This is a genomic window from Kitasatospora sp. HUAS MG31 (assembly GCF_040571325.1).
Lineage (GTDB): Bacteria > Actinomycetota > Actinomycetes > Streptomycetales > Streptomycetaceae > Kitasatospora > Kitasatospora camelliae.
Genome location: NZ_CP159872.1, coordinates 1,091,266 through 1,115,953 on the forward strand (window position 1 = coordinate 1,091,266; position 24,688 = coordinate 1,115,953).

25 protein-coding genes and 1 pseudogene are annotated in these 24,688 nt (G+C 74.3%); 15 read left to right on the forward strand and 11 right to left on the reverse strand.

All coding sequences use genetic code 11. From position 1 onward, the window contains the following. Positions 1 to 819, reverse strand: coding sequence for an alpha/beta fold hydrolase (locus ABWK59_RS05265; RefSeq protein ID WP_354638215.1), 819 nt, complete (start codon positions 817 to 819; stop codon positions 1 to 3). A gap of 117 nt (positions 820 to 936) precedes the next feature. After that, complete coding sequence (locus ABWK59_RS05270) at positions 937 to 1,602, reverse strand: DUF4097 family beta strand repeat-containing protein (RefSeq protein WP_354638217.1); 666 nt, start codon at positions 1,600 to 1,602, stop codon at positions 937 to 939. Positions 1,603 to 1,841: 239 nt separating this feature from the next. Between ABWK59_RS05270 and ABWK59_RS05275 the strand changes: the two genes are divergently transcribed. After that, positions 1,842 to 2,606: a GbsR/MarR family transcriptional regulator gene (locus ABWK59_RS05275; protein ID WP_354638219.1), complete on the forward strand. Its 765-nt coding sequence runs from the start codon at positions 1,842 to 1,844 to the stop codon at positions 2,604 to 2,606. Between the two features lie 31 nt (positions 2,607 to 2,637). Here the strand turns inward: ABWK59_RS05275 and ABWK59_RS05280 are convergent, their stop codons facing one another. Then, positions 2,638 to 3,414 carry a MerR family transcriptional regulator gene (locus tag ABWK59_RS05280; RefSeq protein WP_354638221.1) on the reverse strand — a complete coding sequence of 259 codons (777 nt, stop codon included), beginning with the start codon at positions 3,412 to 3,414 and terminating at the stop codon, positions 2,638 to 2,640. 106 nt (positions 3,415 to 3,520) lie between these two features. Next, entirely contained in the window at positions 3,521 to 4,654 is a 1,134-nt protein-coding gene (locus tag ABWK59_RS05285; protein ID WP_354638222.1) for a serine hydrolase domain-containing protein, read from the reverse strand. A gap of 316 nt (positions 4,655 to 4,970) precedes the next feature. On the opposite strand from ABWK59_RS05285, the gene ABWK59_RS05290 reads away from it, so the two are divergent. The 3 genes from ABWK59_RS05290 (at position 4,971) to ABWK59_RS05300 (ending at position 8,650) form a co-directional block, all read left to right on the forward strand. Continuing rightward, complete coding sequence (locus ABWK59_RS05290) at positions 4,971 to 5,642, forward strand: DUF4097 family beta strand repeat-containing protein (protein WP_354638224.1); 672 nt, start codon at positions 4,971 to 4,973, stop codon at positions 5,640 to 5,642. 77 nt (positions 5,643 to 5,719) lie between these two features. Next, positions 5,720 to 6,856 carry a serine hydrolase domain-containing protein gene (locus ABWK59_RS05295; protein WP_354638226.1) on the forward strand — a complete coding sequence of 379 codons (1,137 nt, stop codon included), beginning with the start codon at positions 5,720 to 5,722 and terminating at the stop codon, positions 6,854 to 6,856. Positions 6,857 to 7,024: 168 nt separating this feature from the next. After that, the gene (locus ABWK59_RS05300) at positions 7,025 to 8,650 is read left to right on the forward strand and encodes an RICIN domain-containing protein (RefSeq protein WP_354638228.1); all 1,626 of its coding nucleotides are present in this window, start codon (positions 7,025 to 7,027) and stop codon (positions 8,648 to 8,650) included. A gap of 141 nt (positions 8,651 to 8,791) precedes the next feature. On the opposite strand, the gene ABWK59_RS05305 is transcribed toward ABWK59_RS05300, so the two are convergent. Further along, complete coding sequence (locus tag ABWK59_RS05305) at positions 8,792 to 9,091, reverse strand: Fur family transcriptional regulator (RefSeq protein ID WP_354638230.1); 300 nt, start codon at positions 9,089 to 9,091, stop codon at positions 8,792 to 8,794. Further along, entirely contained in the window at positions 9,061 to 9,684 is a 624-nt protein-coding gene (locus ABWK59_RS05310; protein ID WP_354638232.1) for a GNAT family N-acetyltransferase, read from the reverse strand. Before ABWK59_RS05310 ends, ABWK59_RS05305 begins: the two co-directional genes overlap by 31 nt. A gap of 187 nt (positions 9,685 to 9,871) precedes the next feature. On the opposite strand from ABWK59_RS05310, the gene ABWK59_RS05315 reads away from it, so the two are divergent. Genes ABWK59_RS05315 through ABWK59_RS05360 form a run of 10 tightly spaced genes read left to right on the forward strand, consistent with a single transcriptional unit; the run spans position 9,872 to position 20,821 of the window. After that, a complete protein-coding gene (locus ABWK59_RS05315; protein ID WP_354638234.1) occupies positions 9,872 to 11,143 on the forward strand; it encodes an ATP-grasp domain-containing protein in 1,272 nt (423 codons plus the stop codon). After that, positions 11,140 to 11,940 carry a Rossmann-like domain-containing protein gene (locus ABWK59_RS05320; protein ID WP_354638236.1) on the forward strand — a complete coding sequence of 267 codons (801 nt, stop codon included), beginning with the start codon at positions 11,140 to 11,142 and terminating at the stop codon, positions 11,938 to 11,940. Before ABWK59_RS05315 ends, ABWK59_RS05320 begins: the two co-directional genes overlap by 4 nt. After that, positions 11,937 to 13,007, forward strand: a complete 1,071-nt coding sequence (locus ABWK59_RS05325; protein ID WP_354638238.1) for a PLP-dependent cysteine synthase family protein — start codon at positions 11,937 to 11,939, stop codon at positions 13,005 to 13,007. Before ABWK59_RS05320 ends, ABWK59_RS05325 begins: the two co-directional genes overlap by 4 nt. Further along, positions 13,004 to 14,056, forward strand: coding sequence for a mandelate racemase/muconate lactonizing enzyme family protein (locus tag ABWK59_RS05330; RefSeq protein ID WP_354638240.1), 1,053 nt, complete (start codon positions 13,004 to 13,006; stop codon positions 14,054 to 14,056). The genes ABWK59_RS05325 and ABWK59_RS05330 overlap by 4 nt, the downstream gene beginning before the upstream one ends. Then, positions 14,053 to 15,282 carry an MFS transporter gene (locus ABWK59_RS05335; protein WP_354638241.1) on the forward strand — a complete coding sequence of 410 codons (1,230 nt, stop codon included), beginning with the start codon at positions 14,053 to 14,055 and terminating at the stop codon, positions 15,280 to 15,282. Before ABWK59_RS05330 ends, ABWK59_RS05335 begins: the two co-directional genes overlap by 4 nt. After that, on the forward strand, positions 15,279 to 16,085 hold the full coding sequence (locus ABWK59_RS05340; RefSeq protein ID WP_354638243.1) for a class I SAM-dependent methyltransferase: 807 nt from the start codon (positions 15,279 to 15,281) through the stop codon (positions 16,083 to 16,085). The genes ABWK59_RS05335 and ABWK59_RS05340 overlap by 4 nt, the downstream gene beginning before the upstream one ends. Beyond that, positions 16,082 to 17,644, forward strand: coding sequence for an ABC transporter substrate-binding protein (locus ABWK59_RS05345; RefSeq protein ID WP_354638245.1), 1,563 nt, complete (start codon positions 16,082 to 16,084; stop codon positions 17,642 to 17,644). Before ABWK59_RS05340 ends, ABWK59_RS05345 begins: the two co-directional genes overlap by 4 nt. Beyond that, a complete protein-coding gene (locus ABWK59_RS05350; RefSeq protein ID WP_354638247.1) occupies positions 17,641 to 18,585 on the forward strand; it encodes an ABC transporter permease in 945 nt (314 codons plus the stop codon). Before ABWK59_RS05345 ends, ABWK59_RS05350 begins: the two co-directional genes overlap by 4 nt. Then, positions 18,567 to 19,376, forward strand: coding sequence for an ABC transporter permease (locus ABWK59_RS05355; RefSeq protein WP_354638248.1), 810 nt, complete (start codon positions 18,567 to 18,569; stop codon positions 19,374 to 19,376). The genes ABWK59_RS05350 and ABWK59_RS05355 overlap by 19 nt, the downstream gene beginning before the upstream one ends. 17 nt (positions 19,377 to 19,393) lie before the next feature. Next, positions 19,394 to 20,821 carry an ABC transporter ATP-binding protein gene (locus ABWK59_RS05360; RefSeq protein WP_354644836.1) on the forward strand — a complete coding sequence of 476 codons (1,428 nt, stop codon included), beginning with the start codon at positions 19,394 to 19,396 and terminating at the stop codon, positions 20,819 to 20,821. A gap of 199 nt (positions 20,822 to 21,020) precedes the next feature. Here the strand turns inward: ABWK59_RS05360 and ABWK59_RS05365 are convergent, their stop codons facing one another. The 4 genes and pseudogenes from ABWK59_RS05365 to ABWK59_RS05380 all read right to left on the reverse strand — a co-directional run bounded on the left by ABWK59_RS05365 (position 21,021) and on the right by ABWK59_RS05380 (position 23,239). Continuing rightward, positions 21,021 to 21,200: a hypothetical protein gene (locus ABWK59_RS05365; RefSeq protein ID WP_354638250.1), complete on the reverse strand. Its 180-nt coding sequence runs from the start codon at positions 21,198 to 21,200 to the stop codon at positions 21,021 to 21,023. A 9-nt stretch (positions 21,201 to 21,209) separates the two neighbouring features. Further along, positions 21,210 to 21,281 (reverse strand): annotated as a pseudogene (locus ABWK59_RS05370) (4Fe-4S ferredoxin); the annotation flags it as partial. A gap of 180 nt (positions 21,282 to 21,461) precedes the next feature. Further along, positions 21,462 to 22,133, reverse strand: a complete 672-nt coding sequence (locus ABWK59_RS05375) for an MBL fold metallo-hydrolase (RefSeq protein ID WP_354638252.1) — start codon at positions 22,131 to 22,133, stop codon at positions 21,462 to 21,464. A 107-nt stretch (positions 22,134 to 22,240) separates the two neighbouring features. Next, positions 22,241 to 23,239: a serine hydrolase domain-containing protein gene (locus ABWK59_RS05380; RefSeq protein ID WP_354638253.1), complete on the reverse strand. Its 999-nt coding sequence runs from the start codon at positions 23,237 to 23,239 to the stop codon at positions 22,241 to 22,243. Positions 23,240 to 23,563: 324 nt separating this feature from the next. On the opposite strand from ABWK59_RS05380, the gene ABWK59_RS05385 reads away from it, so the two are divergent. Beyond that, complete coding sequence (locus ABWK59_RS05385) at positions 23,564 to 24,244, forward strand: DUF1062 domain-containing protein (protein WP_354638255.1); 681 nt, start codon at positions 23,564 to 23,566, stop codon at positions 24,242 to 24,244. 128 nt (positions 24,245 to 24,372) lie between these two features. On the opposite strand, the gene ABWK59_RS05390 is transcribed toward ABWK59_RS05385, so the two are convergent. Beyond that, the gene (locus ABWK59_RS05390) at positions 24,373 to 24,546 is read right to left on the reverse strand and encodes a hypothetical protein (RefSeq protein WP_354638257.1); all 174 of its coding nucleotides are present in this window, start codon (positions 24,544 to 24,546) and stop codon (positions 24,373 to 24,375) included. Between the last annotated feature and the right edge of the window lie 142 nt (positions 24,547 to 24,688).

Genomic DNA, 24,688 nt, shown 5'->3' on the forward strand with positions numbered 1-24,688 from the left:
TCAGCCCCTCCTCCCGCCGAGGGCGGCGACGGTGCGGACGGCCCCGGCGATGGCGCGGTAGTCCTTCTTCAGGATCGCGCCGTGGTTGCTGGCGACCTTCGCGCTGATCGCGATGTTCGGGTTACGGGCGGTCACCGCGTCGAGGCTGGTGCGGATCCGTTCCTGCTCGTCCCCCCGGCTGTCGAGGGACGTCCCCGAGGCGACCACGTACCGCACCGGGACGGTGATGCCGTCCAGCACCGGGCCCAGCTCGCGCTCGCGGGAGATCCTGCCGAGTTCGATGTTGCAGTCCGCCAGCTGGTCGGCGTCCATCCGCGGGGTCAGGCCGGTCGGGCGCAGCAGCGGCAGGAACGGGCTCCACCGCCGGAACTGCTTCCGGATCCGCTGCTCCATGGCCTCGTCGAGCCAGTCGTAGGGGAAGGCGCCGTCGACCAGGACCGCGCCCAGGGCGCGGTGCGGGTTGCGGCCGGCCCAGTGCGCCCCGACGAACGCCCCGTAGGACCAGCCCACCACCAGCGCCCGGTCCACGCCGCGAGCCGCGAGGACGGCGTCGACGTCCCGGACGGCGGCCTCGAAGGAGTAGTCCGCCGAGCGCTTCGACTTCCTGCCGCGGGCCCGCTCGTCGTAGGTGATGTGCCGCCAGTCCGTTCCCAGGTCGGCGATGACCCGCCGCCAGTAGCCCTGGGTGGCGAACTGGCCGTTGAGGTAGAGCACCGGGATGCCGGGGCCACCGGTGTCGGTGACGGCCAGGGCCGTGTCGTCCACCGGCACCATGCCGGTCCAGTGGGAGGTGGGCGAGGAGGTGCGGTTGTCGGTCATGGTGGTCCCCCTGATCATGTGTGGCGTCCGGTACGGCTGTTCTGCGGATGCGCCCGTCGAGGTGCGGGCTGGGAGGGGCGGCCGGCGGAGTCGGCCGACCGCCGCGGGTCCCGCTGTTCAGACGGTGGCGGCGGTGATGTCGCCGTGGGAGGTGGTGGCGCGGATGTCGAGTTCGGCCGTGCCGTTGTTCTTCAGGGCGTTGCTGATGCGGCCGTAGCCGGTGCCGGCGTCCAGGGCGGCCGAGACGCCGGCGGCGGCGCCGACCGCGATGTCGCCGGACTGGGTGTGGAGCACGACCGTGCCGCGGACGGCCTCGCGGATCCGGATGTCGCCCCGGGCGGTGCTGATCTCCGCGGAGCCGCCCAGCCGGCCGATCTCCACGTCGCCGTCGGTCGCCGTGAGGCGGACGCTCGCGGCCTCGTCGATCTTGATCTGGCGGTACGCACCCTCGAAGGCGAGGTCGCCGAGGCGGCCGACGACGCGGAGCTCGGCGCTGCCGGTCCTGGCCTCGACGTGGGAGCCGGCGGGCAGCTTCACGGCGATCTCCACGGATCCGGAGGGGCCGAAGAGCCGGCTCTCGGCCCCGGCGGCCTCGATCCGCAGGACGCCCTCGGCGAAGGCGACGGCGGTCCGCTCGGCGGCCTGGACGTCGCGGTTCTTGGACGGGTTGGCGGGCCTGACCTCGACGGTGGTGTCGGCACGGTCGGCGGCGATGAACTGGACGCGCCCGGCGGGGACGGCCAGGACGGTGGAGATCGGGGCCGGGGTGTCGAACTTCTGCATCATGCTCTCCGGTGCTCGCTTGCGGTTTCTGACATCGGAAACGCTACGTTGCTTTCCAGATCTCGGCAACAAGCTTGTTGCACAGAAAGTGCATTAACGCAGGTCAGAACAGGCAAAGTGTTGCAACGAGCCAACGCGTAACGCAACGTCAGCCAGCTCAGCCATTGCAATGGACTGAGCGTGAACGCTATGGTGGAGGCAGCGAGCAGGACGGACGACGGACCACCGAGGAGATCGTGATGCCGGGAGGCAGACTCACCCAGCAGGAACGCCAGCAGATCGCGCTGGGGCTGGCCGACGGCCTCGCCTACGCGGAGATCGCGCGGCGCCTGGACCGCCCGACCTCGACGGTCACCCGCGAGGTGATGCGCAACGGCGGCCCCACCGCCTACCGGGCCGATCTCGCCCACCGCGCCACCGAACGCCGCGCCCACCGCCGCGGCCCCGCCTCCCCCAAGGGGTCGGAGCCCACCCCGCAGCCGTACGGGCGTGACGCCGAGGCCGTCCGCGGCCTGGAGGAGACGCTCACCGGCGTTCTCAACCAGTCGGGCCTGCCGAGGATGATGGCGCGGGTGATGAGCTGCCTCTACACCACCGACGCCGGCAGCCTCACCGCGTCCGAACTCGCCCGGCGCCTCGAGGTCAGCCCGGCGTCCGTCTCCAAGGCGATCACCTTCCTGGAGGGCATGGAACTGGTCCGCCGGGAACGCGACGAACGCCGCCGCGAGCGCTACATCGTCGACGACGACCTCTGGTACCAGTCGATGATCCGCAGCGTCCGGGACAACGCCCGGTTCGTCGAGGCCGCGCGTGAGGGCGTCGGCGTCCTCGGCCCCGGCACCCCGGCCGCCACCCGCCTGGAGAACGTCGCCCGCTTTCTCGACTTCGTCTCCGAGAGCCTCGTCCGCGCCGCGGAGCAGGCCCGCGAGGTGCTCTACACCCGACCCGGGACGCCCACGGACGGCGGCGCCGGGCCGACGGGTCCGGAGCAGGCGCAGGCGTAGGTGTAGGTGTCGGCGTAGGCCACCCGGTCGATCACCGGCGGGGGAACGCCACGCCCGCGGAGCGGAGCCGGGCCTCGGTCAGCGCGGTGAGCCGGGCCGAGACCGGCGCCCGGTCCCCGCGGTGGTCGTCGATCAGCCGGTACTGGGCGGACGCCCTCCTCCAGGCCCTCAGACTGTCGGGGTTGCCGAGCAGCGCGGGGTTGGCGAGGTAGCGGTCGGCCAGGGCGGTGGCGAGTTCCTCGATCCTGGGGTCCTCCGGATTCCAGGTCTCGGCCTCCCAGCCACGCCGGGTGAGGTCGACCCACTCGGGGTCGTCGAGCCCGTGTTCGAGCTGGGCCAGGAAACCGTCGAAGCCCTCCGGCACCAACGCCCGGGCCAGCACCAGGGCTTCGCGCTGCGCCGCCACGTAGTCGGGGCCGAAGCCGAGGCCGGGCATCCGGTCCAGCACCGCGCAGGCGCGGTCGGGCAGCAGGGCCCGGTCGCCGTCGGCGAGCCGGTGCAGCGTGTCGCGGCTTGCGATCAGGTCCGCGATCCGTCCGGTGAGCCGCCGTTCGACCTCGGCGAGCGTGGCGGCGAACCGGTCGGCGTCGGCGTCGAGCAGCGGCCCGACCTCGGCCAGCGGCACCCCGGCGGCGGCCAGCGTCCGGGCCTGCACCAGCCGCAGCAGGTCGGCCGATCCGTACCGCCGGTAGCCGGAGCCGTCACGTTCCGGCTCCTCCACCACACCGAGTTTGTGGTAGTGCCGCACCGTCTTCACCGTGACGCCGACGAAGGCCGCCGCCTGCCCGATCGTGACTCCGCTCGCCATGTGCTCGGCCTTCCTCGTGCTCGCGCTCGCGGCCCCGGTCGCGCTCCGTCCGGTGCGCGACCCGACCGGCAGGGGCCGGCTCTCGAAGCGTACCGGGCGCGGGAGTTCAGTCCGCGGGCCCGGCGGGATCGGCCTCGCCGCCGCCGAACACCTCGCCGACGAGCCGCAGTTGGGCGTTCCGGAACGCCGTCGCGATGGACAGGTCGGCGTCGTCCACGCAGGTCAGCCCGGCGGTCAGGGTGGTGCGGCCGTCGGGGGTGCTGTACATCAGCGCCGCCGAACCCCCGAGGGCGCCGTTGTGATGGAAGACGGTACCGGCGCCCTGGCCCACGTCCTGCGCGAACACCCCCAGGCCGTAGCCGGCCTTCGCCTCCGGTGTCCGCATCTCGGCCAGCAGCCGGGCCGGCAGGAGCCTGCCGCCCATCAGGGCGGCGAAGTAGGTGTGCAGGTCCCGCGTGGTCGAGATCATGTCGCCGCCGGCCGACACCCAGGAGGGGTTCTGCCGGGTGATGTCGAGTGTCCGCTCCCGCCCGGCGTCCCGGTAGCGGTAGTAGCTGTGGTTGTGCGGCTCGGGGACCTCCGGCGAGACACCCGGCGCCACCGTGCCGGTCATCCCCAGCGGCCCCAGGATCAGCCGGTGCAGTTCCTCGGGGAACGAACGGCCGGTCACGTTCTCGATCACCATCCGGGCCAGCACGTAGTTGGTGTTGGAGTAGCTCCAGTCCGCGCCGGGCTCGAACCGCGGCGGCCTGGACAGCGCCAGCCGCACGAGTTCCTCCGGCCGGTACGTCCTGAACCGGTTCTCCACCCACGCCCGGCCCGTGCTGCCGTACGGCATGGGGACGCCCGGCGTGAACCTCCCGACCTCGTCGAACTCGCCGGTGTGGTTGAAGATCCCGCTGGTGTGCTGCAGCAGCATCCGTACCGTGATCCGCCGGTCCAGCCCGAACCCGGGCAGGTGGTCGCCGGCCGGAGCGTCCAGGCCGATCCTGCCCTCGGCCACCAGGAGGAGCACCGCGGCCGCGACGAAGCTCTTGGTGCTGCTACCGATGCGGAAGTGACCGTCGGTCAGTGCCTCCTCACTCCGGCCCAGTTCGCGCACGCCGGCGCTGCCGACCCACTCGCCCCGCTCGTCGTTGACCCGGAGCTGCACACCGAGGAATCCGGACGCGGCGATCTCCTCGATCGCCTTCTGCAGCTCCGGGCGGTCCTGCCGCTGCTCGGTGGGGGTGATGGACATGATGCTCCCTCAGATCGGTTCGGCCCGAACCGTCTTCGGGCCGTCGCGCCGAGCCTCCACCCCGCCCCCGGGTCAACCTCAACCGTGTTCCGGGTCACACGTACCTGAGCGTTCACTCTCAGCCTGTTGCAACGGCGGCGCAGATCCATTGCATTCACCCTCAGTGTTGTTGCAACGATTTCCCCTAACCTACCTGCGCCGATGGAAAATTTACGCAACAAGCACGTTGCCACTTCCATGAACGCAACGTAGCGTTCAGCACATCGGAAACGACAGGCGAACAAGCCGCCTGCCGCCTCAGAAGGAGAGAACCACCATGCAGACCTTCGACACCCCCACCCCGATCACCGCCGTCCTCGACATCCCCGCCGGACGCATCCACCTCGTCGCCGCCGACCGGACCGACACCACCGTCGAGGTCCTGCCCGCCGACCCTGCGAAGGCCCGCGACACCAAGGCCGCCGAGCAGATCCGGGTCACCTACACCGACGGCGTCCTGCGGATCGACGCCCCCGAGGCCGGGAACCGCATCCTCGGCCACTCCGGCTCGATCGAGCTGACCATCCAGCTTCCCGCCGGCTCCCGGATCGACGCCAAGGCCGACCTCGCCGAACTCCGCAGCACGGGACGGCTCGGTGAGGTCGGCTTCGAGGGCGCCCAGGCCACCGTCGAGCTCGACGAGGCGGCCGGCGCCCGGCTCACCACCGCGGCCGGCGACCTCGCCGTGGCCCGCCTCACCGGCTCCGCCCGGATCACCGCCCAGAAGGGCGACCTCACCGTCACCGAGGCCGTCCGCGGCACCCTCACCCTCCGCACCGACGCCGGCCGGATCACCGTCGGCGCCGCTCGCGGCACCTCCGCCGCCCTCGACGCCTCCACCGGCTTCGGCCGCATCGACAACGCCCTCCGGAACACCGGCGACACCCCCGACCACCTGACCGTCCACGCCACCACCGCCTACGGCGACATCACCGCCCGCAGCCTCTGAAGCCCACAGCCTCCGAAGCCGCAGCCTCGGAGGCCCGCCGTCCCGGCCGACCTCCCTTCGCCAGACCAGGAGTGACCATGAGTGAGTCCGTCCCCACCTCCGCGCACGCCCCCGAGACGACGGCCCGTCAGGACCGCCCGGACCTCCAGAAGGCCGCCCAGGAGTTCGTCGACGCCGGCTTCGCCGGGATACAGCTGCGCGTGCACGACGAGCGGGGCGTGTGGGTCGGCAGCGCCGGGGTGCGCAAGCTGGGCGGGAGTGCGAAGCCGCCGACGGACGGGCGGTTCTGGGTGGGCAGCAGCACCAAGACCTTCGTCGCCGCGCTGGTCCTGCACCTGGTGGCCGAGGGCACCGTCACCCTGGACACTCCGGTGGCCGAGCACCTGTCCGCGTTCGGGCTGGACCCTCGGATCACCGTCCGGATGCTGCTGCAACACACCAGCGGGCTCTACAACTTCACCGGGGAGCTCGACCCCGACGGCACCTTCGTGCCGGGGCTCCCCGGCGGGGGCAAGGCGTGGGTGGACAACCGGTTCCACTCCTACCAGCCCCAGGAGCTCATCCGGTTCGCCCTCTCCAAGCCGGCGCGGTTCGAGCCGGGGACCGACCAGAGCTACTCCAACACCAACTACACGCTGGCCGTCCTGCTGGTCGAGCGGCTCACCGGCCACCCGTACGCCGAGGAGATGAAGCGCCGGATCCTCGGGCCGCTCGGGCTGCGGGACACCACCGTGCCGGGCGACTCGCCGGACCTCCCCGCCCCGCACGCCCACGGCTACTACCGCTACCAGGACGCCGACCAGTGGAAGGTCGTCGACGTCACCCGCCAGAACCTCTCCCTCCTGGTCGGCGCCGGCGACCTGATCTCGACCACCCGCGACCTCGGGACGTTCTTCTCCGCGCTGCTCGGCGGCAGGCTCCTGCCGGCCCCGCTGCTGGCCGAGATGCTCAAGCCGCACGGGCCGCTCGGCTACGGACTGGGGCTCTTCGTCCAGGACCTGGGCCCGGAATCCGGCGGCGGCACCATCGTCCACCACAACGGCGGCGCCCCCGGGGGCTACGGCGCGCTGATGATCAGCACCCCCGACGGCGACAGGACCCTCACCGCCGGGCTGACCACCGGCGACGCCGCCGTCGACCCGGCCCAGGAGTTCCCGAAGGCCCTGGACCGACTCATCACGGCGGTGTTCCGCGACGGACACGCCGCGGGCTGACCGGCCCGGCGGGCGTCCCGGCGAGCCGGGACGCCCGGGTCCGTCCGGGGTGTCCGTCACCAACTCGGTAACGACTTGGCCAAGGAGCGGGTCGTTCGGGGCCTTCTCCCGCTCTTCATTCATGCACCGCGCCACTCAGGGACCCCGGACTCAGAACCAGGACGACCAGTGTCAGACCCCGCCGACCTCCCGCCGGACGCCGAACGCACCCGCCGGGAGGCAGCCCGTACCCTCATCGCCCGCCACCACGAAGCCCTCCTCGCGTACACCCGCCGACTGTGCCGGGACGAGCGCGACGCCCAGCGGCTCGCCGACGAGGTCTTCGCCGACACCCTGGACGCGGCGCGCTCCGGAACGGGCCCGACCCACGCCTGGCGGCCCCACCTGCTGGCGGCGGCCCGACGTGCCGCCGCCGGCTGGGCCGACACCGGCCAGGGTGCCCGGCTCGCACCGGACTTCGCGGCCTGGCTGCAGCGCCTCGTCCGGACGAACCCCGAGGTGTCCTCCGCGCGGGCCGCGATCGTCTCGGCCGAACGGGACTCGGTGGCGTTCCAGGCCTTCCGGCAGCTCCCGGAGCCCCTCCAGGCCGATCTCTGGCGGCAGTTGGAGGCACCGGCCGCGGAGGACTCCCCCGACCGGCCGACCGCCGACACGCAGGCCGACCCCCCGCCCCACCGGCTCGTCCAGGACCTCTTCGACACCTACCTCCAGGTGTACGCCGCGACCGCGCCGCGCCGCGAGTGCCGGCAGCTCGTCGCCAGGCTGGGCGACGCCGTACGGCGGGGCGACACCGGCGACCCCGCCCTCGAAGCCCACCTGGCCCGGTGCCCGGAGTGCGCCCACGCCCGGTCCGAACTCGTCGCCGTCCGGACCTGGCAGCGGCCCGTGCTACGCGACGCGCTGCTGCTGTGGACGGGCGACCCGGGGCCCGAGCCGTCGGAGGCCGCGCTCATGCCCCTCCCGCCGACGGCTCTCCGGGCGGAGCCTCCGGTGCCCGGTCCGTCCGCCGGTCCGCGGGAACGGCCGCCCGCCACCGAGCGCCGGCCGCGGCGCCCCTCCCGCAGAGCCATCGGGCTCGGCGCGGCCGCCCTCCTGGTCGGTCTCGTCCTGGTGACCGTCCCACAGGCGTCCTGGGGTCCCCGTCAGCCCGAACTGCGGCTCGGAGCCGCGCAGCCGCTCGGGGTGCCGGCCGACCCGCTCCCGCTGTCCCCGTCGCCGCCGAGTCGGACGCCGGAGGCCGACCCCGGCCCCGCCTCGCCCACCGCCACGGGCCCCTCGCCGAGTGCCTCGCCCACCAGACCCGGCGCGGCTGCGACCGCCGCCGGTGCCACCCCGTCACCTTCCCGCCTGACCCCCGACTTCCGCCTGGTCAACCAGCGTTCCGGGCTGTGCGTCAGTCCCGGCGACCGCACCGGGGCCGGGGTCCGCCTGGCCACCTGTACCGGCGGCGACGCGCAGCGCTGGCAGTTCCTCCGCGGCGGCGACGGCGCCTACCAGATCCGCAACGCGGCCGGCGGGTCCTGCCTGGACGGCACCACCGAGGGCGGCAACCTCGTCACGGTCATCCTGCGGGAGTGCCGCACCGACCGGCCCGAGCAGCGGTGGAAGGTCGTCGTGGACCAGAAGGCCGGCGCCTTCCGCCTCTTCTTCGTCCCGAAGGTCCCGTCCAGCGACTACCCCGACCACCTCCTCGGCCCCACCGACATCTGGCCGGGCCCGGCCAAGGACGGCACGTCACTCGTCCACCAGCCCAACTACTACCTGAAGGACGACTTCCTGTTCACCACGAACTGACGGCCGGTCCGGCCCTCACGCCGAGCCGTCCGTGCCCGCCCGGGCCCGCCCGTGCCCGCCCGTGCCTGTCCGGCCCGCACACCCGATCGCGTCGAGCGGGAGCCACGCCGGTCCGGGACGGGCGCGGACCCGAGGACTCGGCTACCGGTGGGTGGTGCAGGAAGGGCAGGCGCCGGCGGGTTCGACGGTGTGGTGGACATCGGTGAAGCCGGACTCCTCGGCGATCCGAGCGGCCCAGGCCTCGACCTGCTCGGAGTCGATCTCCTGGCTGTGACCGCAGCCGCGGCAGACCAGGTAGTGCCGGTGGTGGCTCTGCGGGCGGTACCGGAAGAACCGCTCCCCCGCGTCGTCGCGGACGGCATCGGTGAGACCGGCCGCGGCGAGTGAGGCCGGCGCGCGGTAGACCGTGCTCAGGCCGACCGCGGTGCCCTCCGTGGCCATCCGGCGGTGCAGGGCCTGGGCGGCGCTGATGAAGCCGGGGCCGCTCGCGGCGGCAGCGGGATCTCGAAGTGCACGGTGGAGACCCAGGGGCCGTGTTCGCCGCTCGGGCGGGCGTCGAAGACCTCCTCCGCCAGCGCGCGCCAGAACGGTTCGGCGCCGGGGACGTCGGTGTTGGTGTGCAGGTAGATGCGGTCGTAGCCGCCCTCCTCGGCGACGAAGGCGCGGGCCAGCTGGACCATCCGCCGCGCCAGCCCGTGGCGGCGGTGTTCGGCGCGGACGTAGACCCGCAGCAGCTGGGCGGTCGGTCCGGACGGGTAGCGCTCGGCGAGGTGGCGGGGATGGGGCGGGTGCGCCGGTCCGGCGGAGTTCACCGCCGTGGTACCGACGACCTCCCCGTCGAGCACGGCCACGACCAGCGCGTGGCGGGGGTGGTCGAGGTAGGCCCCGGCGAGGTCGATCACGTCCGCGTGCCAGCGGGGCACGTAGCCGTAGCCGAACTCGCGGTAGAGGGTGTCGAGGATCAGGGAACGGGCCCCCGGCAGGTCGTCCGACAGCGCGTGTCGGACCTGGTAGGGGGCTTGGTGACGGCTCATCAGGTCTCCCGGCTGGGCTTCGGTGGTCGTCGGCGGACCGAACCATACATGGAAATCATTTCCATGTAGCTTATTGAAAACGACAACGGTTACGGATAAGTTCTCCTCCACGCAGGCCGCGCCGGCCCGCCGTCACACCGGCCTGACCGGGCCCGACCGGCCGACCGGCCGACCGAGAGGGGATCGCATGTCACATCTGCTGGTTGTCGAGAGCTGGGTGGGCTCGATGAGCCGACTGCTGCCGAGAGCCCTGGACGAGGGGGGCCACCGCTTCACCTTCCTCACCCGCGACCTGGGCCACTACCTCCGTTCGCACCCCGGCGAGGGCACCCACCCGCTGCTCGCCGCGGCCAACGTCCTCACCGCCGACACCAACGACCCGCAGACCCTGCTGCCCCACGTCGACCTCCTGCACGCCGCCCTCGGGTTCGACGGGGTCGTCTCCTCCTGCGACTACTACCTGCCGGTCGTCGCCGCGCTGGCCGACCGGCTGGGCCTGCCCGGGCCGCGCCCGGACGCCGTCCGGGCCGCCTGCCGCAAGGACCTCACCCGCGAGCGCCTGGCGGCGGCCGGCGTGCCCGGCCCGCGCCACACCCTCTGCCGGGACCGTTCGGGGATATCCGCCGCCGCCGAGGCGATCGGCTACCCGCTGGTCGTCAAGCCGGTCGACCTCTGCGCCGGGATGTACGTCCGCGAGGTCCGCGACGAGGCCGAACTGCTCGACGCGTACCGGGCCCTGGCCGCCTTCCCGGTGAACGCGCGCGGCCAGCGCCGGGAACCCGTCGTGCTGCTGGAGGAGCTGCTCACCGGGCCGGAGGTCAGCGTCGAGACGGTCTCCTTCGACGGCGTCACCCACGTGGTCGGGGTGACCGGGAAGACGATCGGCGGCGCACCGGCGTTCGTCGAGACCGCCCACCGCTTCCCCGCCGACCTCGCCCCGGCGCTCGCGGCCGCCGCCGCCGACACCGCCGTCGCCGCCGTCCGGGCCCTCGGGCTGGACGACGTGGTCGCCCACACCGAACTCAAGCTGACACCGGACGGCCCGCGCATCGTCGAGGTCAACCCGCGCCCGGCGGGCAACCGGATCACCGAACTGATCCGCCGCGTCACCGGCGTCGACCTCGCCGCCGCGTGCGTGGACGTGGCCCTCGGCCGCCGGCCGGACCTGACGGTACGGGAGACCGGGGCGGCCAGTGCCGCCGTCGCGTTCCTGGTCCCGGACCGGGACGGCGTCCTCAGCGAGGTCGAGGGCGCCGAGGAGGTACGCCGCGAGCCCTCCCTGGTGGAGCTCACGCTCCCGGCCCCGGGCCGCGAGGTCCGCCGGGCCGTCAGCAACAACGAGTACCTGGGACACGTGATGACCGCCGCGCCCCGGGACGCCGACGCCGGGCGGCTCGCCGAACGGCTGGTCTCCCGGCTGACGCCCCGCTACGAGACGGATGCGGCGGTCCTGCCGTGAGCCACCTGGACACCCTGGTCGAACGCGCCCGGGCCGGCGGGTACGGCCTCGATCCCGCCCGCCAGCGGATCGCCGTCGCCTTCTGCACCACCCAGGCGGTCCGGCACGACGGACGCTCCCGCGGCTACCGCAACGAGGTGCTCGGGCTCCGGCTCGGCGCGGGCGTCGGCTCCTGCGCCGTCGAGCCGGGCGGGCTGCCGGCCTCGACGCTGGAGGACTGCGTGGGCGCCACCGTCGCCGACCTCCTCGCCCACCCCGTCCTCCCGGTCCGGGTGGCCGCGCTGGACGCCCTGCTGATGGCGGCCCGCCCGCACACCCCGGCGAACGGCGCCCGCCCCTGCCCCCTGCCGGCGGGCACCTCGCTCGCCAAGTCCCGGGCCCGCGCCCGGGCCGTGGTCGAGCTGCTGCCGGAACAGGTCCGCCGGGTGCTGGTGGTCGGCGTGGTCAACTCCCTGCTGGAACAGCTGCGCGACCGCGGCATCGGCTACCTGCCGGCCGACCTCAAGGGCGGCACCACCGAGTGGGGCGAGACCGTGCACAGCGACGCGGGCGGGCTGCTCCACCGGTGTGACGCGCTGCTGGTCTCCGGCATGACCCTCGGCAACGGCAGCTTCGACGGCTTCCTCGACCACGCCCGGGAGACCGGCAAGCCCCTGGTGGTGTTCGCCCAGACCGGCAGCGCCGTGTTCCCCCGCCTCCTGGACAGCGGCGTGCACGCGGTCTCCGCCGAGCCGTACCCGTTCTTCTGGCTGGACGGCGGCCCGGGCGTCATCCACCGCTACGGCGGTGCCCGATGACCGCGCCCGCGCTCCTCCGGGCGGCCAACCCCGATCTGCTGCCGCTGCTCGGCCACACCCCGCTCGCCCGGGTCCGCACCCCGCTCCCCGATCCCCACCCCGGCTTCTGGGCCAAGCTCGAATGCCTGGGCGCGGGCGGGATGAAGGCCCGCTCGGCGGTGGCCATGCTGCGCGGCGCCCACGCCCGCGGCGAGCTCCGTCCGGGCGCCACGGTGGTGGAGTCCACCTCCGGCACCCTCGGCGTCGGACTGGCCTTCGCCGGGCAGGCCCTCGGCCACCCCGTCGTGCTGGTGGGCGACGCCGAACTCGAACCCCCGATGCGCCAGTTGCTCCGCTCGTACGGCGCCGATCTGGAGATCGTCGACCGCCCCGCCGAGCACGGCGGCTGGCAGGCCGCCCGGCTGGCCCGGCTGCGCGAGGTCCTCGACCGGCTGCCCGGCGCCTACTGGCCGGACCAGTACAACAACCCCGACAACGCGGCCGGCTACCACGCGATGGCCCAGGAACTCATCGGCGACCTCGACGAGTTGGACGTCCTCGTGTGCAGTGTGGGCACCGGCGGGCACAGCGCCGGCCTGGTCGAACCGCTGCGCCGCCGCTGGCCCCGGCTCCGGGTGATCGGGGTGGACTCGGTCGGTTCGGCGATCTTCGGCCAGCCCTCCCGCAAGCGCCTGATGCGCGGGCTGGGCAGCAGCATCCACCCGCGCAACGTCGCCTACGAGGCCTTCGACGAGGTGCACTGGGTCGGGCCGGCCGAGGCCGCCGACGCCTGCCGCCGGCTCGCCAAGGGCTGTTTCGTCAGCGGCGGTTGGAGCACGGGCGCGGTGGCCCTGGTCGCCGCCTGGGCCGCCCGCGCGGAGGACGGGGCGCGGGTGGCCACGGTCTTCCCGGACGGGCCGCACCGCTACCTCGGCACCATCTACGACGACGGGTACTGCCGCACCCACGGCCTGGCACCCGGGAACGCGGCCTCCCGCCCCGCGGAGATCCCCACCGCCGGGGCCGCGGAGGTCACCGGCTGGGCCCGCTGCCGGACCGTGGTCGACCCGCTGGAGGTCCGGCCGTGATCCTGGAGACCCGTACCGTACGGCTCCGGCTCGCCGAACCGCTGCGGATATCCCGGTCCGTGACCGCCGCCCGCGACGCCGTGGTCCTCACCGTGCGGCAGGACGGGCTGAACGGCTCCGGCGAGGTGGTCAGCAGCGAGTTCCTGGGCCTGCCGACCGCCTCGATCCTCCACCAGGCCGCCGGTCTCCGGCCGGCGCTCGCCCGGGCAGCCGGCCCCGAGGAGGCCCTCGAACAGCTCGGCGCCGGGGCCTTCGGCGGCCTGTCGCCCGGGGTGCTGGCCGCCGTGGAGGCGGCCCTGTTGGACCTGGTCGGCAAGCGGGCCGGCCTCCCGCTGCACACGCTGCTCGGTGAGCCGGTCGCGCCCGCCGCCGCCACCGCCCGGACCATCGGCATCACCGGTCCGGTCCGGGCCGCGGCCCAGGCCGCCCGGCTCGCCGCGGCCGGGTTCACCGTCCTCAAGATCAAGGCGGGGTCCGCCGATCCCACCGAGGACCTGGCCCGGGTCGAGGCGGTGCGGGTCGGCGCCCCCGGGGTCCGGCTGCTGCTCGACCCGAACGGCGCCTGGACCGCCGACACGGCACGCGCCCTGCTGCCGCGCTTCGCCGAGGTCGGCGTGGAGGCGGTCGAGCAGCCCATCGCCGCCGGAGACCCGGACACGCTCGCCGACCTGGCCCAGGGCTCGCCCGTCCCGGTGATCGCCGACGAGGACGCCGTGTCCCACCGCGACGCCGTCCGGCTGGCGGGCCGCGTCCACGGGGTGAACGTCAAACTCGCCAAGTGCGGAGGGGTGTCCGCGGCGCTGCGGATCTGCGAGGACCTGCGCGGCAGCGGCACCGAGGTGATGCTGGGCTGCCTGACCGCCAGTTCGCTGGGCATCGCCCCCGCGGTCCACCTGGTCGACCTGGCCCGCTGGGTCGACCTGGACGGGCACCTGCTGCTCGCCCACGACCCCTGGCACGGCATCGGCGGGCAGGACGGCACCGTCCGCGCGCCGGAGGGGCCCGGACTCGGCGTGCGGCCCGTCCCCGAACCGGGGGAGGCGGCATGAGGACGCTGCGCTCCGTCCTCTCCTTCCCCCTGCCGGTCCGGCTGCTGCTGGTCAACCAACTGGGTGTCAACACCGGCTTCTACCTGCTGGTCCCCTACCTCGCCGGCCACCTCGGGCAGGACCTCGGGCTGTCGGCCGCGGCCGTCGGCGCGGTGCTGGGCGCCCGCAACCTCAGCCAGCAGGGCCTGTTCATCCTCGGCGGCTCGGCCGCCGACCGGCTCGGCCCCCGCGGGGTGATCATCGCCGGCTGCGCCCTGCGCTCGGTCGGGTTCGCGCTGTTCGCCCTGGGCGACGGGCTCCCCGTCCTGATCGCGGCGTCGGTGCTCAGCGGACTCGCCGGTGCCCTGTTCAACCCGGCCGTCCGGGCCTACCTGGCCCGGGAGGCGGGTGAGCGCACGGCGGAGGCGTTCGCCCTGTTCAACGTCTTCGCCAGCACCGGAGCGCTGATCGGTCCGCTGCTCGGCGGGGTGCTGCTCCTCGTCGACTTCCGCGCCGCCGCGCTCGCCGCGGCCGGGGTCTTCACCCTGCTGACGGTGGCCCAGGCCCTGGCCCTGCCCGCCCGGCGGGTGCGGCCGACCCGGACGGCGCTCCTCGGCGACTGGCGGGAGGCGGCCGGCGACCGGCGGTTCGGCGCGTTCGCCGCGGCCCTGGCCGGCCTGTACGTCCTGGAGAGCCAGCTCTACCTGCTGCTTCCGGAGGCCGCCCGGCGCGCCACCGGCTGGAACGGGGCGGCGAGCCTGCTCTTCCTCACCAGCACCCTCGCCAACCTGGCCCTGCAGCTTCGGATCACCCGCCGGCTCCAGCACTCGGGCGGCCGGGGCCGGTGGATCGCCGTCGGGCTGCTGGTGACGGGCCTGGCGTTCCTCCCGCCGCTGGTGTCGGACGGCCTCCCCGCGCTGCTGGTCACCGTCCTCCTGCTGCAGCTCGGCGTGATGACGGCCCAGCCGTTCGTCATGGAGCTGATCCCCGCCTTCGGCCGCCCCGACCTGACCGGCACCTACTTCGGCCTGTTCTACCTCCTGTCCGGACTGGCCGCCGCCCTCGGCAACGCGGCGGTCGGCCGGGCGATGGACGCCGCCCCGTGGGCGCCCTGGCTGCTCTGCTGCGCCCTCGGCCTGGCCGGGGCCGCCGCCGTCACCCTCCTCCGACGCCGGGCCGGACTCCCGGAGCCCGCACCGCCGTCCACCGCCCGTGCCGATCCCAGAGAGCCGAGCCCCTCCCGATGACCAGCGGCAACCTGCTCACCGACACCCCCGAGCTGTACGAGCTGCGCTTCCCCGACCCCGACCACCTGGCCGCGCGCTGGGCCGAGTCCGTGCTGCGGGCCCACGCCCCCGGCCCGCAGGTCCTGGACGTCGGCTGCGGGACCGGCCGGGACGCGGCCTGGCTGCACACCGAGGCCGGACGCGAGGTGACCGGCATCGACACCTCGGCGGCCATGCTCGCCCACGCCGCCGCCGTCCACCCCGGGCCCGCGTACCTGCGCGCCGACATGCGCGACTTCCGCCTCGACCGCCGCTTCCACGCGGTGATCTGTCTGGACAGCGCCCTGCTCTACTGCCACACCAACGCCGACCTGGACGCCTTCCTCACCTGCTGCCGGCACCACCTCACACCCGGCGGCCTGCTGGTGGCCGAGATGCGCAACGGCGCGTTCTTCCTCGGCCGCACCGAGCTGCTGGACGCCCCGCGCACCGACACCCTCACCCTCGGCGGCGTCACCCGCACCTCCCGCACCACCCTCTCCCTCGACCACGCCGCCCAACTCCTGCGGCGCAGCAGGATCTGGACCGCCGACGACGGTACGCCGCCCGTCGAGCAGCACTCCGCCTGGCGGCTGCTGTTCCCGCAGGAGCTGAGGTACCTGCTCGCCGCCCACGGCTTCGAGGTCCTCGCCCTCTACGACCGGCCCGGCCCGCGCACCGACCCCGCCTGGCAGGAGGGGGACGCCCCGGCCGGCTCCGCCGACTCCGACCGTCTCCACCTGGTCGCCCGACTCGCCCGAACCACCGGAAAGAGCACCCCGTGAACCGACTCCCCCGCAGACGATTCCTCCTGGCCACCGGCCTGGCCACCGGTGCCGCCGCGCTCGCCGCAACCGCCGCCGGCTGCGGCACCGGCAGCGCCGGGGGCCCGGCCGCCGACACCGCGACCCCCCGGCCGGGCGGGCGGCTGCGCGCCGTCTTCGCCGGCGGCGGCACCAGCGAGACCCTCGACCCGCACCTGACCAACCTGTTCGTCGACGCGGCCCGCGCCAAGGCGCTGTTCGACAAGCTCGCCGACTACGGCTCGGACCTGTCGGCCGTGCCCCGCCTCGCCGAGAGCTGGGAGCCCAACGCCGCCCTGGACACCTGGACGGTCAGGCTGCGCCGGGCCGCCTTCCACGACGGCCGCCCGGTCACCGCCGAGGACGTCCTGTTCAGCTACCGCCGGATCGCCGACCCCAAGCGGGCCTTCCGGGCCAGGTCCTCGCTGGAGCCGATCGACCTCGGCGCCAGCCGGGCCGTGGACCCGTCCACCGTCGAGTTCCGGCTCAAGCGCCCGTACGCCGAGTTCCCGAACGTGCTCGCGACGTTCGGCGCGTACATCGTGCCGAACGGCACCGAGGACTTCACCGCGCCGGTCGGCTCGGGACCGTTCCGCTTCACCTCCTTCACGCCCGGCACGTCGCTGCTGCTGGCGCGCAACCCGGACTACTGGGAGGGCGCCCCGCACCTGGAGGCGCTCGAACTCCTCGTCGCCAACGAGGAGTCGGCCAGGGTGAGCGCCCTGCTCGGCGGACAGGCCGAGTACGCCCACGAGGTGAACCCGGCCACCGCCCGGGCCCACGGGGGCAAGGGCCGGATGGAGGTGGTCCGGCTGCCGGGCAGCGCCATGCAGGGCTTCGTGATGAAGACCGACCGGCCGCCGTTCGACGACCCGCGGGTCCGCCAGGCGTTCCTCCTCATCGCCGACCGGAAGGAGCTGGTCGACGGAGCGCTGTCCGGCGCCGGCGAGATCGGCAACGACCTGTTCGGCAAGGGCTGCCAGTACTACCCGGCGGGTCTGCCGCAGCGCACCCGGGACCTGGAGAAGGCCAGGGCCCTGCTGCGCGAGGCCGGCGCCGAGAACCTCAGGGTCACCCTGGACACCTCCCCGGTCGCGGCCGGGTTCGTCGAGGCCGCGGGCATCTTCCGGGACCAGGCCGCCGAGGCCGGGGTCACGGTCGAGGTCCGGATCGGCAACAAGGACACGTACTGGAAGGACATCCTGGACGGCGGTACCTTCGCGTCCTACCGTTCGGGCGCGATGCCGATCGAGTCGCACATCTCCCAGCGGCTGCTCTCCTCGTCCACCGCCAACGCCACGCACTGGCGCAAGCCCGACTTCGACGAGCTCTACGCCCAGGCCCAGGCCACCCGCGACCCGGCCGCCCGCACCGCCCTCTACGAGCGGATGCAGCGCCGCCTGCACGCCGAGGGCGGCTTCCTGATCTGGGGCTTCGCCGACTGGATCGTCGCCACCGCGCCGGCCGTGCGCGGCGTGGTGAAGGACGCCCCGGCGAACACGCTGGACTGGGCCCGGTTCGACCGGCTGTGGCTGACATGACGCCGCTGACGTCCTGGGTCGGCCGCCGACTGCTCCTGGGAACGGGACAGTTGGCGGCCGTGCCCGCCCTGGTCTTCGTCCTCACCGAGGCGCTGCCCGGGGACGCCGCCGACGCCTTCGCGGGGGAGGACCCGGACCCGCGGCGGATCGCCGCCATCCGGACCGCCATGCACCTGGACCGGCCCGCCGGGGAGCGGTTCCTGCACTGGGTCGGGAGCCTGCTCCGCGGCGACCTGGGGACCTCGCTGGTCAGCGGCCGACCGGTCACCCGCTACCTGTCCGACGGTCTCGCCCCCACCCTGCTGCTCGCCGCGCTCACCCTGGCGCTGCTGGTACCGCTGTCGCTGCTGCTCGGCGTGCTGGCCGCCGGCCGCGAGGGCGGGCCGCTCGACCGGCTGATCAGTGCGACCACTCTGGGGGTCTACGCGGTGCCGGAGTTCGCCCTGGGCGTCCTGCTGGTGGGGGTGTTCGCCCTGCGGCTGGGCTGGCTGCCGCCGACCGCCGTCGGCGGGGTGTGGCGGCAGCCGGCCGTCCTGGTCCTGCCGGTGGTGGTCCTGCTCGCCCGGCCGGTCTGCTCCATCGGCCGGCTCGTCCGGGCCGGGATGATCGAGGCGCTGGCGGCGCCGTACGTGGCGCAGGCCCGCCGGTACGGGCTGTCGGAGACCCGGATCCGCTGGACGCACGCGCTGCCGAACGCCCTCGCGCCGGCCGCGCAGCAGCTGGCCCGGACCTGCGACTGGCTGCTGTGCGGGGTGGTGGTGGTCGAGACGCTGTTCGTGCTCCCCGGGCTGGGCACGGTGCTGCTGGACGCGGTCGCTGCCCGCGACGTGCCGGTGGTGCAGGGCCTCGCCGTGGTCTTCGGGGTGTTCACCGTCGTCCTGAACCTCGGCGCCGACCTCGTGGCCCGGCGGCTCGCACCCCGATGGGAGGCCGTCGCGTGAGGGCGCGGTTCGTCCTCGGTGCGGCGCTGGTCACCGTACCGCTGCTGATCGCCCTGCTCGGGCCGTGGCTGGCCGGGCCGGCCGGGCCGCGGGGGGTGTCGTTCACGCCGGGCCAGGGCCACGGGCTGGGCACCGACTTCACCGGCCGGGACGTGGGGCGGCAGGTGCTGCTGGGCGGCCGCTCGGTCGTGCTGGCCGCGCTCGGCGCGACCGCGCTCACCCATGCGGTCGCGGTGCCCGTCGGTCTGGCGGCCGCGCTGACCCGGTGGGGTCTGCTGGAGGATCTGCTGCTGCGCCCACTGGACGTGCTGATCGCCGTCCCCTCGCTCGTCCTGGTCCTGATCTGCGCCGCCGTCCTCTCCCCCGGTCCCGCCGGGCTGAGCGTGCTGGTGGCCCTGGTGGCCGTCCCGGACGCGGCCCGGACGGTGCACGCGGCCGCCGTGGAGGTCGCCGCCCGGCCGGCGGTCGAGGCGATGCGGATGTACGGGGAGTCCTGGGTCCGGATCGCGCTGGGCCACACGGCCCGGGTGTTGCGCCGCACCCTGGCCGCCGACGCGGGCACCCGGCTGGTCGGGGCGCTGTACCTGGTGAGCACCGCCGCGTTCCTCGGTGTCGGGGTGCAGCCGGACGCGAGCGACTGGGCGGTGATGGTCGACCGCAACCGGCCGGGGCTCGACCTCCAGCCGCTCGCCGTCGTGCTGCCGGCCGTGCTGATCGCCGCTCTCGCCACGGGCACCAACCTGCTGCTCGACGCCGCACTTCAGCGCGGCCGGAAGGGGGTCCGGCGGTGATCCGTCCCGTGGTGGAGATGGAGGGCCTGCGGGTCGAGGTCGCGGGCCGCCCGCTGGTGGACGGCGTGAGCCTGTGCGTCCTGCCGGGCCGGGTGACGGCCCTGGTCGGCGCCTCCGGCAGCGGCAAGACCACGACCGGTCTCGCCCTGCTCGGCGAGTACCCGGACGGGGCCCGGGTCACCGGCCGGGTCGACGTCCCGGCGGGCGCGGTCGGCTACGTCCCGCAGCACCCCGCCACCGCGCTCAACCCGGCCCGCCGGGTGGGCGCCCTGCTGCGGGACATCGCACGGCTGCGCGGCGGCGGCAGCGCCCGGGTGCGCGAGGCGCTGGGGCGGGCGCAGCTCGCCGACCCCGACGAGGTGCTGGGCCGCTACCCGCACCAGCTGTCGGGCGGCCAGCAGCAGCGGGTGGTGCTGGCCCAGGCGCTGCTGGCCGGCGCCCGGGTCCTCGTCGCCGACGAACCGACCACCGGGCAGGACGTGCTGACCAAGCGGCGGATGGTCGGCGAGCTGTCCGCCGTGGTCCGGCAGGGGGTCGGTCTGCTTCTCCTCAGTCACGACCTGGACGTGGTACGGGAGTTGGCCGACGAGGTGGTGGTGCTCGACGGCGGTCGGGTGGTGGCCGCGGGGCCCGCCGCGCGGGTGCTCGCCGCGGTGGACGGCGGGCCGCCGGCCGCCCCGCCGGCGGTCCGGCGGTCCCGGGGACCGCGGGTCCTGGGGGTCGAGGCCCTCGATGCCGCCCATCCCGGGGGCGTGGGGGCGCTGCACGGGGTCCGCCTCGACCTCCACCGTGGGGAGTGCCTGGGGCTGGTGGGCCGCTCGGGCAGCGGGAAGACCACGCTCGGCCGGTGCGTCGCGGGCCTGCACCATCGCTACCGGGGCGTGGTCACCCTCGACGGCCGTCCCCTGGCGCGCAGCCTCCGGGACCGCTCCCGAGCCGAACTCGCCGCTGTGCAGTACGTGTTCCAGGACGCCCTGGCGTCCTTCGACGGGCACCGCGCGGTGGAGGAGCAGGTCGCGCGGGCCGCCGTCCGGCTGCGCGGGGCGGATCGGCACGAGGCCCTGGGCGTGGCCCGGCGGCTGCTCGCGGAGGTCGGGCTTCCGACCGCGCTGACCGCTCGCCGGCCGGCCGCCCTGTCGGGGGGTGAGCTGCAACGGGCCGCGCTGGCCAGGGCACTGGCGGGCGCTCCCCGGGTACTGGTGTGCGACGAGATCACCTCCGGTCTGGACGCGGCGAGCCGCCACACCGTGCTCGACCTGCTGGCCGGTCTCCGCGAGCGGGACGGCGTGGCGCTGGTGATGATCAGTCACGATCTCGACGCGGTCCGGGTGCTCGCGGACCGGGTCGCCGTCCTCGACGGTGGACGGATCGTCCGGCAGGGCGGTCCGGCGGAGGCGCTCTCCGGGTACGGGTGGCCGAGGGAGGAGCGGGAAGCACCCACCTAGATGAGAATGATTATCAGCGTTACTCTGTCCCTGCCCACCCTTTGACGGTGCGCAGACAATAGATGCTGCCGCCACGCGGCAGGAGGACGGAGGGCCGGTCACCGTGCTGGAGACGACTCTCGGCGGCACCCGCCACACCCCGGGGGCGCGGGCGGACGACCCGCCGCGCCGCCGGGACGGCCGGGGCCTGCTGGCGGGATCAGCGGTCGGAACCGTCCTCGCGGGCGGCGTCGTGGCGGCCGCCCACTGGTGGGACACTGGAGTAGCCGACGACCACCTCGACGGTGTCGCCGGAGGCGCCGGCGGTCGAGCAGGCGGTGGCCGCGGTCAGCACGGCGGCGGCGAGGAGCGTGCCGAGCGGGCGGGTGGTGGAGGTCATGACGGCTCCTCAGCGCAGCAGGTAGGGCATGTTGACGGTGACCGCCCCGGTGGGGCAGCGGACGGCGCAGGGACCGCAGTAGTGTCATCGGCGCTGCTCCGGGCGTCGGCGGGTGGTTCGGCCAGAACCCCAGGGCCGTACCCACCGGTTTTTCGTTGCCGCCGCATGACGCCACCTGACCGCCCGCCAGAACCGCTCTGACCTGTGGGAACACCGCCGCGACCGGCCGATGTGCCAGGCGGCCCGCCACACCCTGCTCCGTCACCCCGCCTCGGCGGCCGCTTCCCGCAGGGCGGTCGCGGCCCCCCGGAGGATCGGATCGCCGTGCCCGAACACCACCGTGTCGGCCGCGAGTCCGGCCAGCCGGTGCAGCGACTCCACGGCCCGGAGGCGGTCGGTGTTGAAGACTCCCAGCATGGTCCGGCCGACGTTGGCGACCGCGTCGCCGGTGAACAGCACCCGCGGCCCGGGCAGGTGCAGGGCGATCGACCCGTCCGTGTGGCCGGGCACCGCCACCACCACCGCCCCGCCGCCGAACGCCAGCACCTCGCCGTCCTCGACCTCCCGGTCCACCCGGCACGGCGGAGCGGGCGGCAGCGGCGGGAGCGCCTCCCAGATCGGCACCTCGAACGGCTCCAGCACCGGCGGCGCCCCGACCGCCTCCCCCCGGATCACCGGCGCCTCCCGCCGGTGCGCCACCACCTCCGCGCCGTGCCGGCCGGCCAGCTCCGCGGCCGAGCCGGTGTGGTCCTGGTGCCAGTGCGTCAGCACGATCCGCCGCAGCTCCCCGTCGAGGGCCCCCTCGATGTCGGCCGCGCGGTCGGCCGCGCCCGTGTCGATCAGGGTCAGCTCGTCGCCGTCCCGCCACAGGTAGGCCGCTCCCACGGGGAAGCGGAGCATGCGCAGTTCCGGTCGTACCTCGATGATCTCCATACGACGCAGCCTGCCCGACCGGCCGCACGAGGGGACATCCGTTCGCCGAGGGCACAGCGGGGGCCTGACGGCAGTTCAGCCGATTCAGCCGCTTCGGCGGTCGGGGGTCAGGCGGTCGGCTGCTTCGGAGGTAAGGCGGCGAAGGCGTCGACCGCCGGGGCGAGGTCGTCCCCGGTCACGGGCCGTTGCAGGTCGCTCAGCAGCCGGGCGAGGGCGGGCAGGGCGCCGTCCTCGTTGGCGAGGGCCACGCTCACGTACTCCCGGTCGGGCACCAGCACCATCGCCGCCCGGTAGCCGGGCAGCCGTCCGTTGAGGTACATCTGCCCCGACGGACCCAGGGCCCAGCCCAGCCCGTACGCCATGGGGTCACCGGGCCGGGTGCGCGGGCGGCGGATCTCCGCCAGCAGCGCCCGGTCGGCGAGCAGGGCCTCGCCGACGGCCAGCAGGTCCGCCACCGAGGACCACAGTCCCCCGCTGGGCCGACGGGCGCGCGGATAGTCCGACAGCGGGATCCCGGTCGTGCCGCTCCACCCGGTGACGGGCGCCTCCGGGGTCTCGAACCCCGTCCGCTTCAGGCCCCAGGCACCGAGGAGGCACCCCTCCAGCGCGCGCTCGTAGGTCGTACCGCTCAGGGCCGCGAGGAGCGAACCTGCCAGGAAGTAGTTGCCGTTGTCGTACGACCAGCGCTCCCCGGGCTCCCGTTCGTTCCCGGCGCGGACCACCAGCCGGGCCGCCTCCAGCAGCGCGTCGTCCCCGTCGCCCAGGGCCGCCGCCGTCGCCGCGTCCACGGACGCGCGCAGGCCGGAGACCTGCCCCAGAACCTGCTCGACGGTGAGGCCCTCGTCGGCCCGCCAGTCCGGTGCGAGGGCGCGATGCAGGTCGCGGACGGGCGTGTCCAGGGGGATGCCCCGGTCCCGCATCGTCCGGACCAGCGCGGCGGAGGTGAGGACCTTGGTCAGCGAGGCGATCCGGAAGCAGGACTCCGCCGTCACCGCGTCCGGCCCGAGGGCGGCCGTCTCCCGGACGCCCGCCGCGGAGGCGCCGGCTGCCACGGCCGGGATGCCACGAAGGCTCGACTGACTCTCCATCAGGTGCAGAAGATTCACCGTGCCCAGGGTAGGGCAGGGCGCCGACTGGGCGCGTCCGTCCAGGACTTGGAGCTGCCGGGGGCCGTCAGGGCCGTCGGCGGGAGCTCGAAAAACCTGTTGCCCGCCGGACACGGCCTCGATCATGATCGCCCGCATGGACCTGTAACGGCTGCCACGTAGCAACGACCGACCCGTCGCGCGGGCGACCTCCGAGACCGAGCGCTTGACCACTCGGCCCGGAGGCGACGACCCGCGCCCTCGTGTGCATCCGTCCTGCCCAGGAGCCGCGGCCGCGGCTTGGCCTGCGAGCGCTCCTGCCGAGTCCTGAAAGCAACCATCTTCATGCATACCGACCGCAAGGCCCTGTGGGCCGTGCGTCAGTCCGCCCTGCCCGCCGTCGTCCGCCCCTGCCCGGACTGCTCCAGCACCCGCCACCGCCCCTCGGGCAGGATCCGGGCCAACGCGAACGGCAAACTCCTCGACATCTGGCTGCTCCTGAGCTGTACGGCCTGCGACCGGACCTCGAAGGTGCCCGTCCACGAACGCGTCCACGTCTCGTCCCTGGACCCCGCTCGCCTGGTGGCGTACGAGAACAACGACCCAGCCGTGGTACGCGAGTTGGCGACGAGTGCCTCCCTCGCCACGAGGAACGGCTACCGCCTCGACTGGACCGGGACCTGGGACCTGGAGACCCGCACGCCCCTCCACGCACTCGACGACCCGACCCCGCTCAAGGTCCTGGTCACCTTCGAACTGCCCACACCGATCCGCGTCGAACGCCTGCTGATGCTCGGCCTCGGACTCAGCCGGAACGCGGTCCGCCGCCTGGCCGGATCCGGGCGCATCCAACTGCCCCTGTCCCTGGACGCCAAGGCGCACCGGGACTTCGAACTCACCCTCCACGGACCCGGTTCCGTCGACGCCGACACCGCGAAGCACCCGAAGCCCCTCAGCCGCCTGACCCATCTCGGACCGCACGGCACACCCCGCCACCTGCCGCGCCAGGCGGCGGCAGGAGCGTAGGAGCGGAACAGCAGGGCCTCCCGGCAGCCTCCGAGCCGCCGGGAGGCCCTCGCCGACAAGCGAAGCCTGAACGACGGGGTTCGCCATCGAACGCCTCGGCTGAATGACGGCGAACACCCGCGTCTGCGCTACGGCGGATCAGTGTCCTGCTCGCGCGGATCATCGAGCACGTGGACGTCGAGCCGCGAGACGGCGAGGACGAACCGTTGCCGGTCGAGTACCTCGACACGGTCGGCGATGCCCTGGCGAATCCAGTAGCTCGCGATGCCGGCGGCTTGAGCCAGACCGTTCACCCCTGCCACGCCCAGCAGGTTCGGGGGCCTTCCTGCCGCGGCCGCGGCCGCGTGACATCGCGGCGAAGCTCGTACATCAGGTCATCGGAATCCATGCGTCCTCCTCCGGTGACAGTCGAGCACATGTCCGATCTCGGCGGCTCGAGCCGAC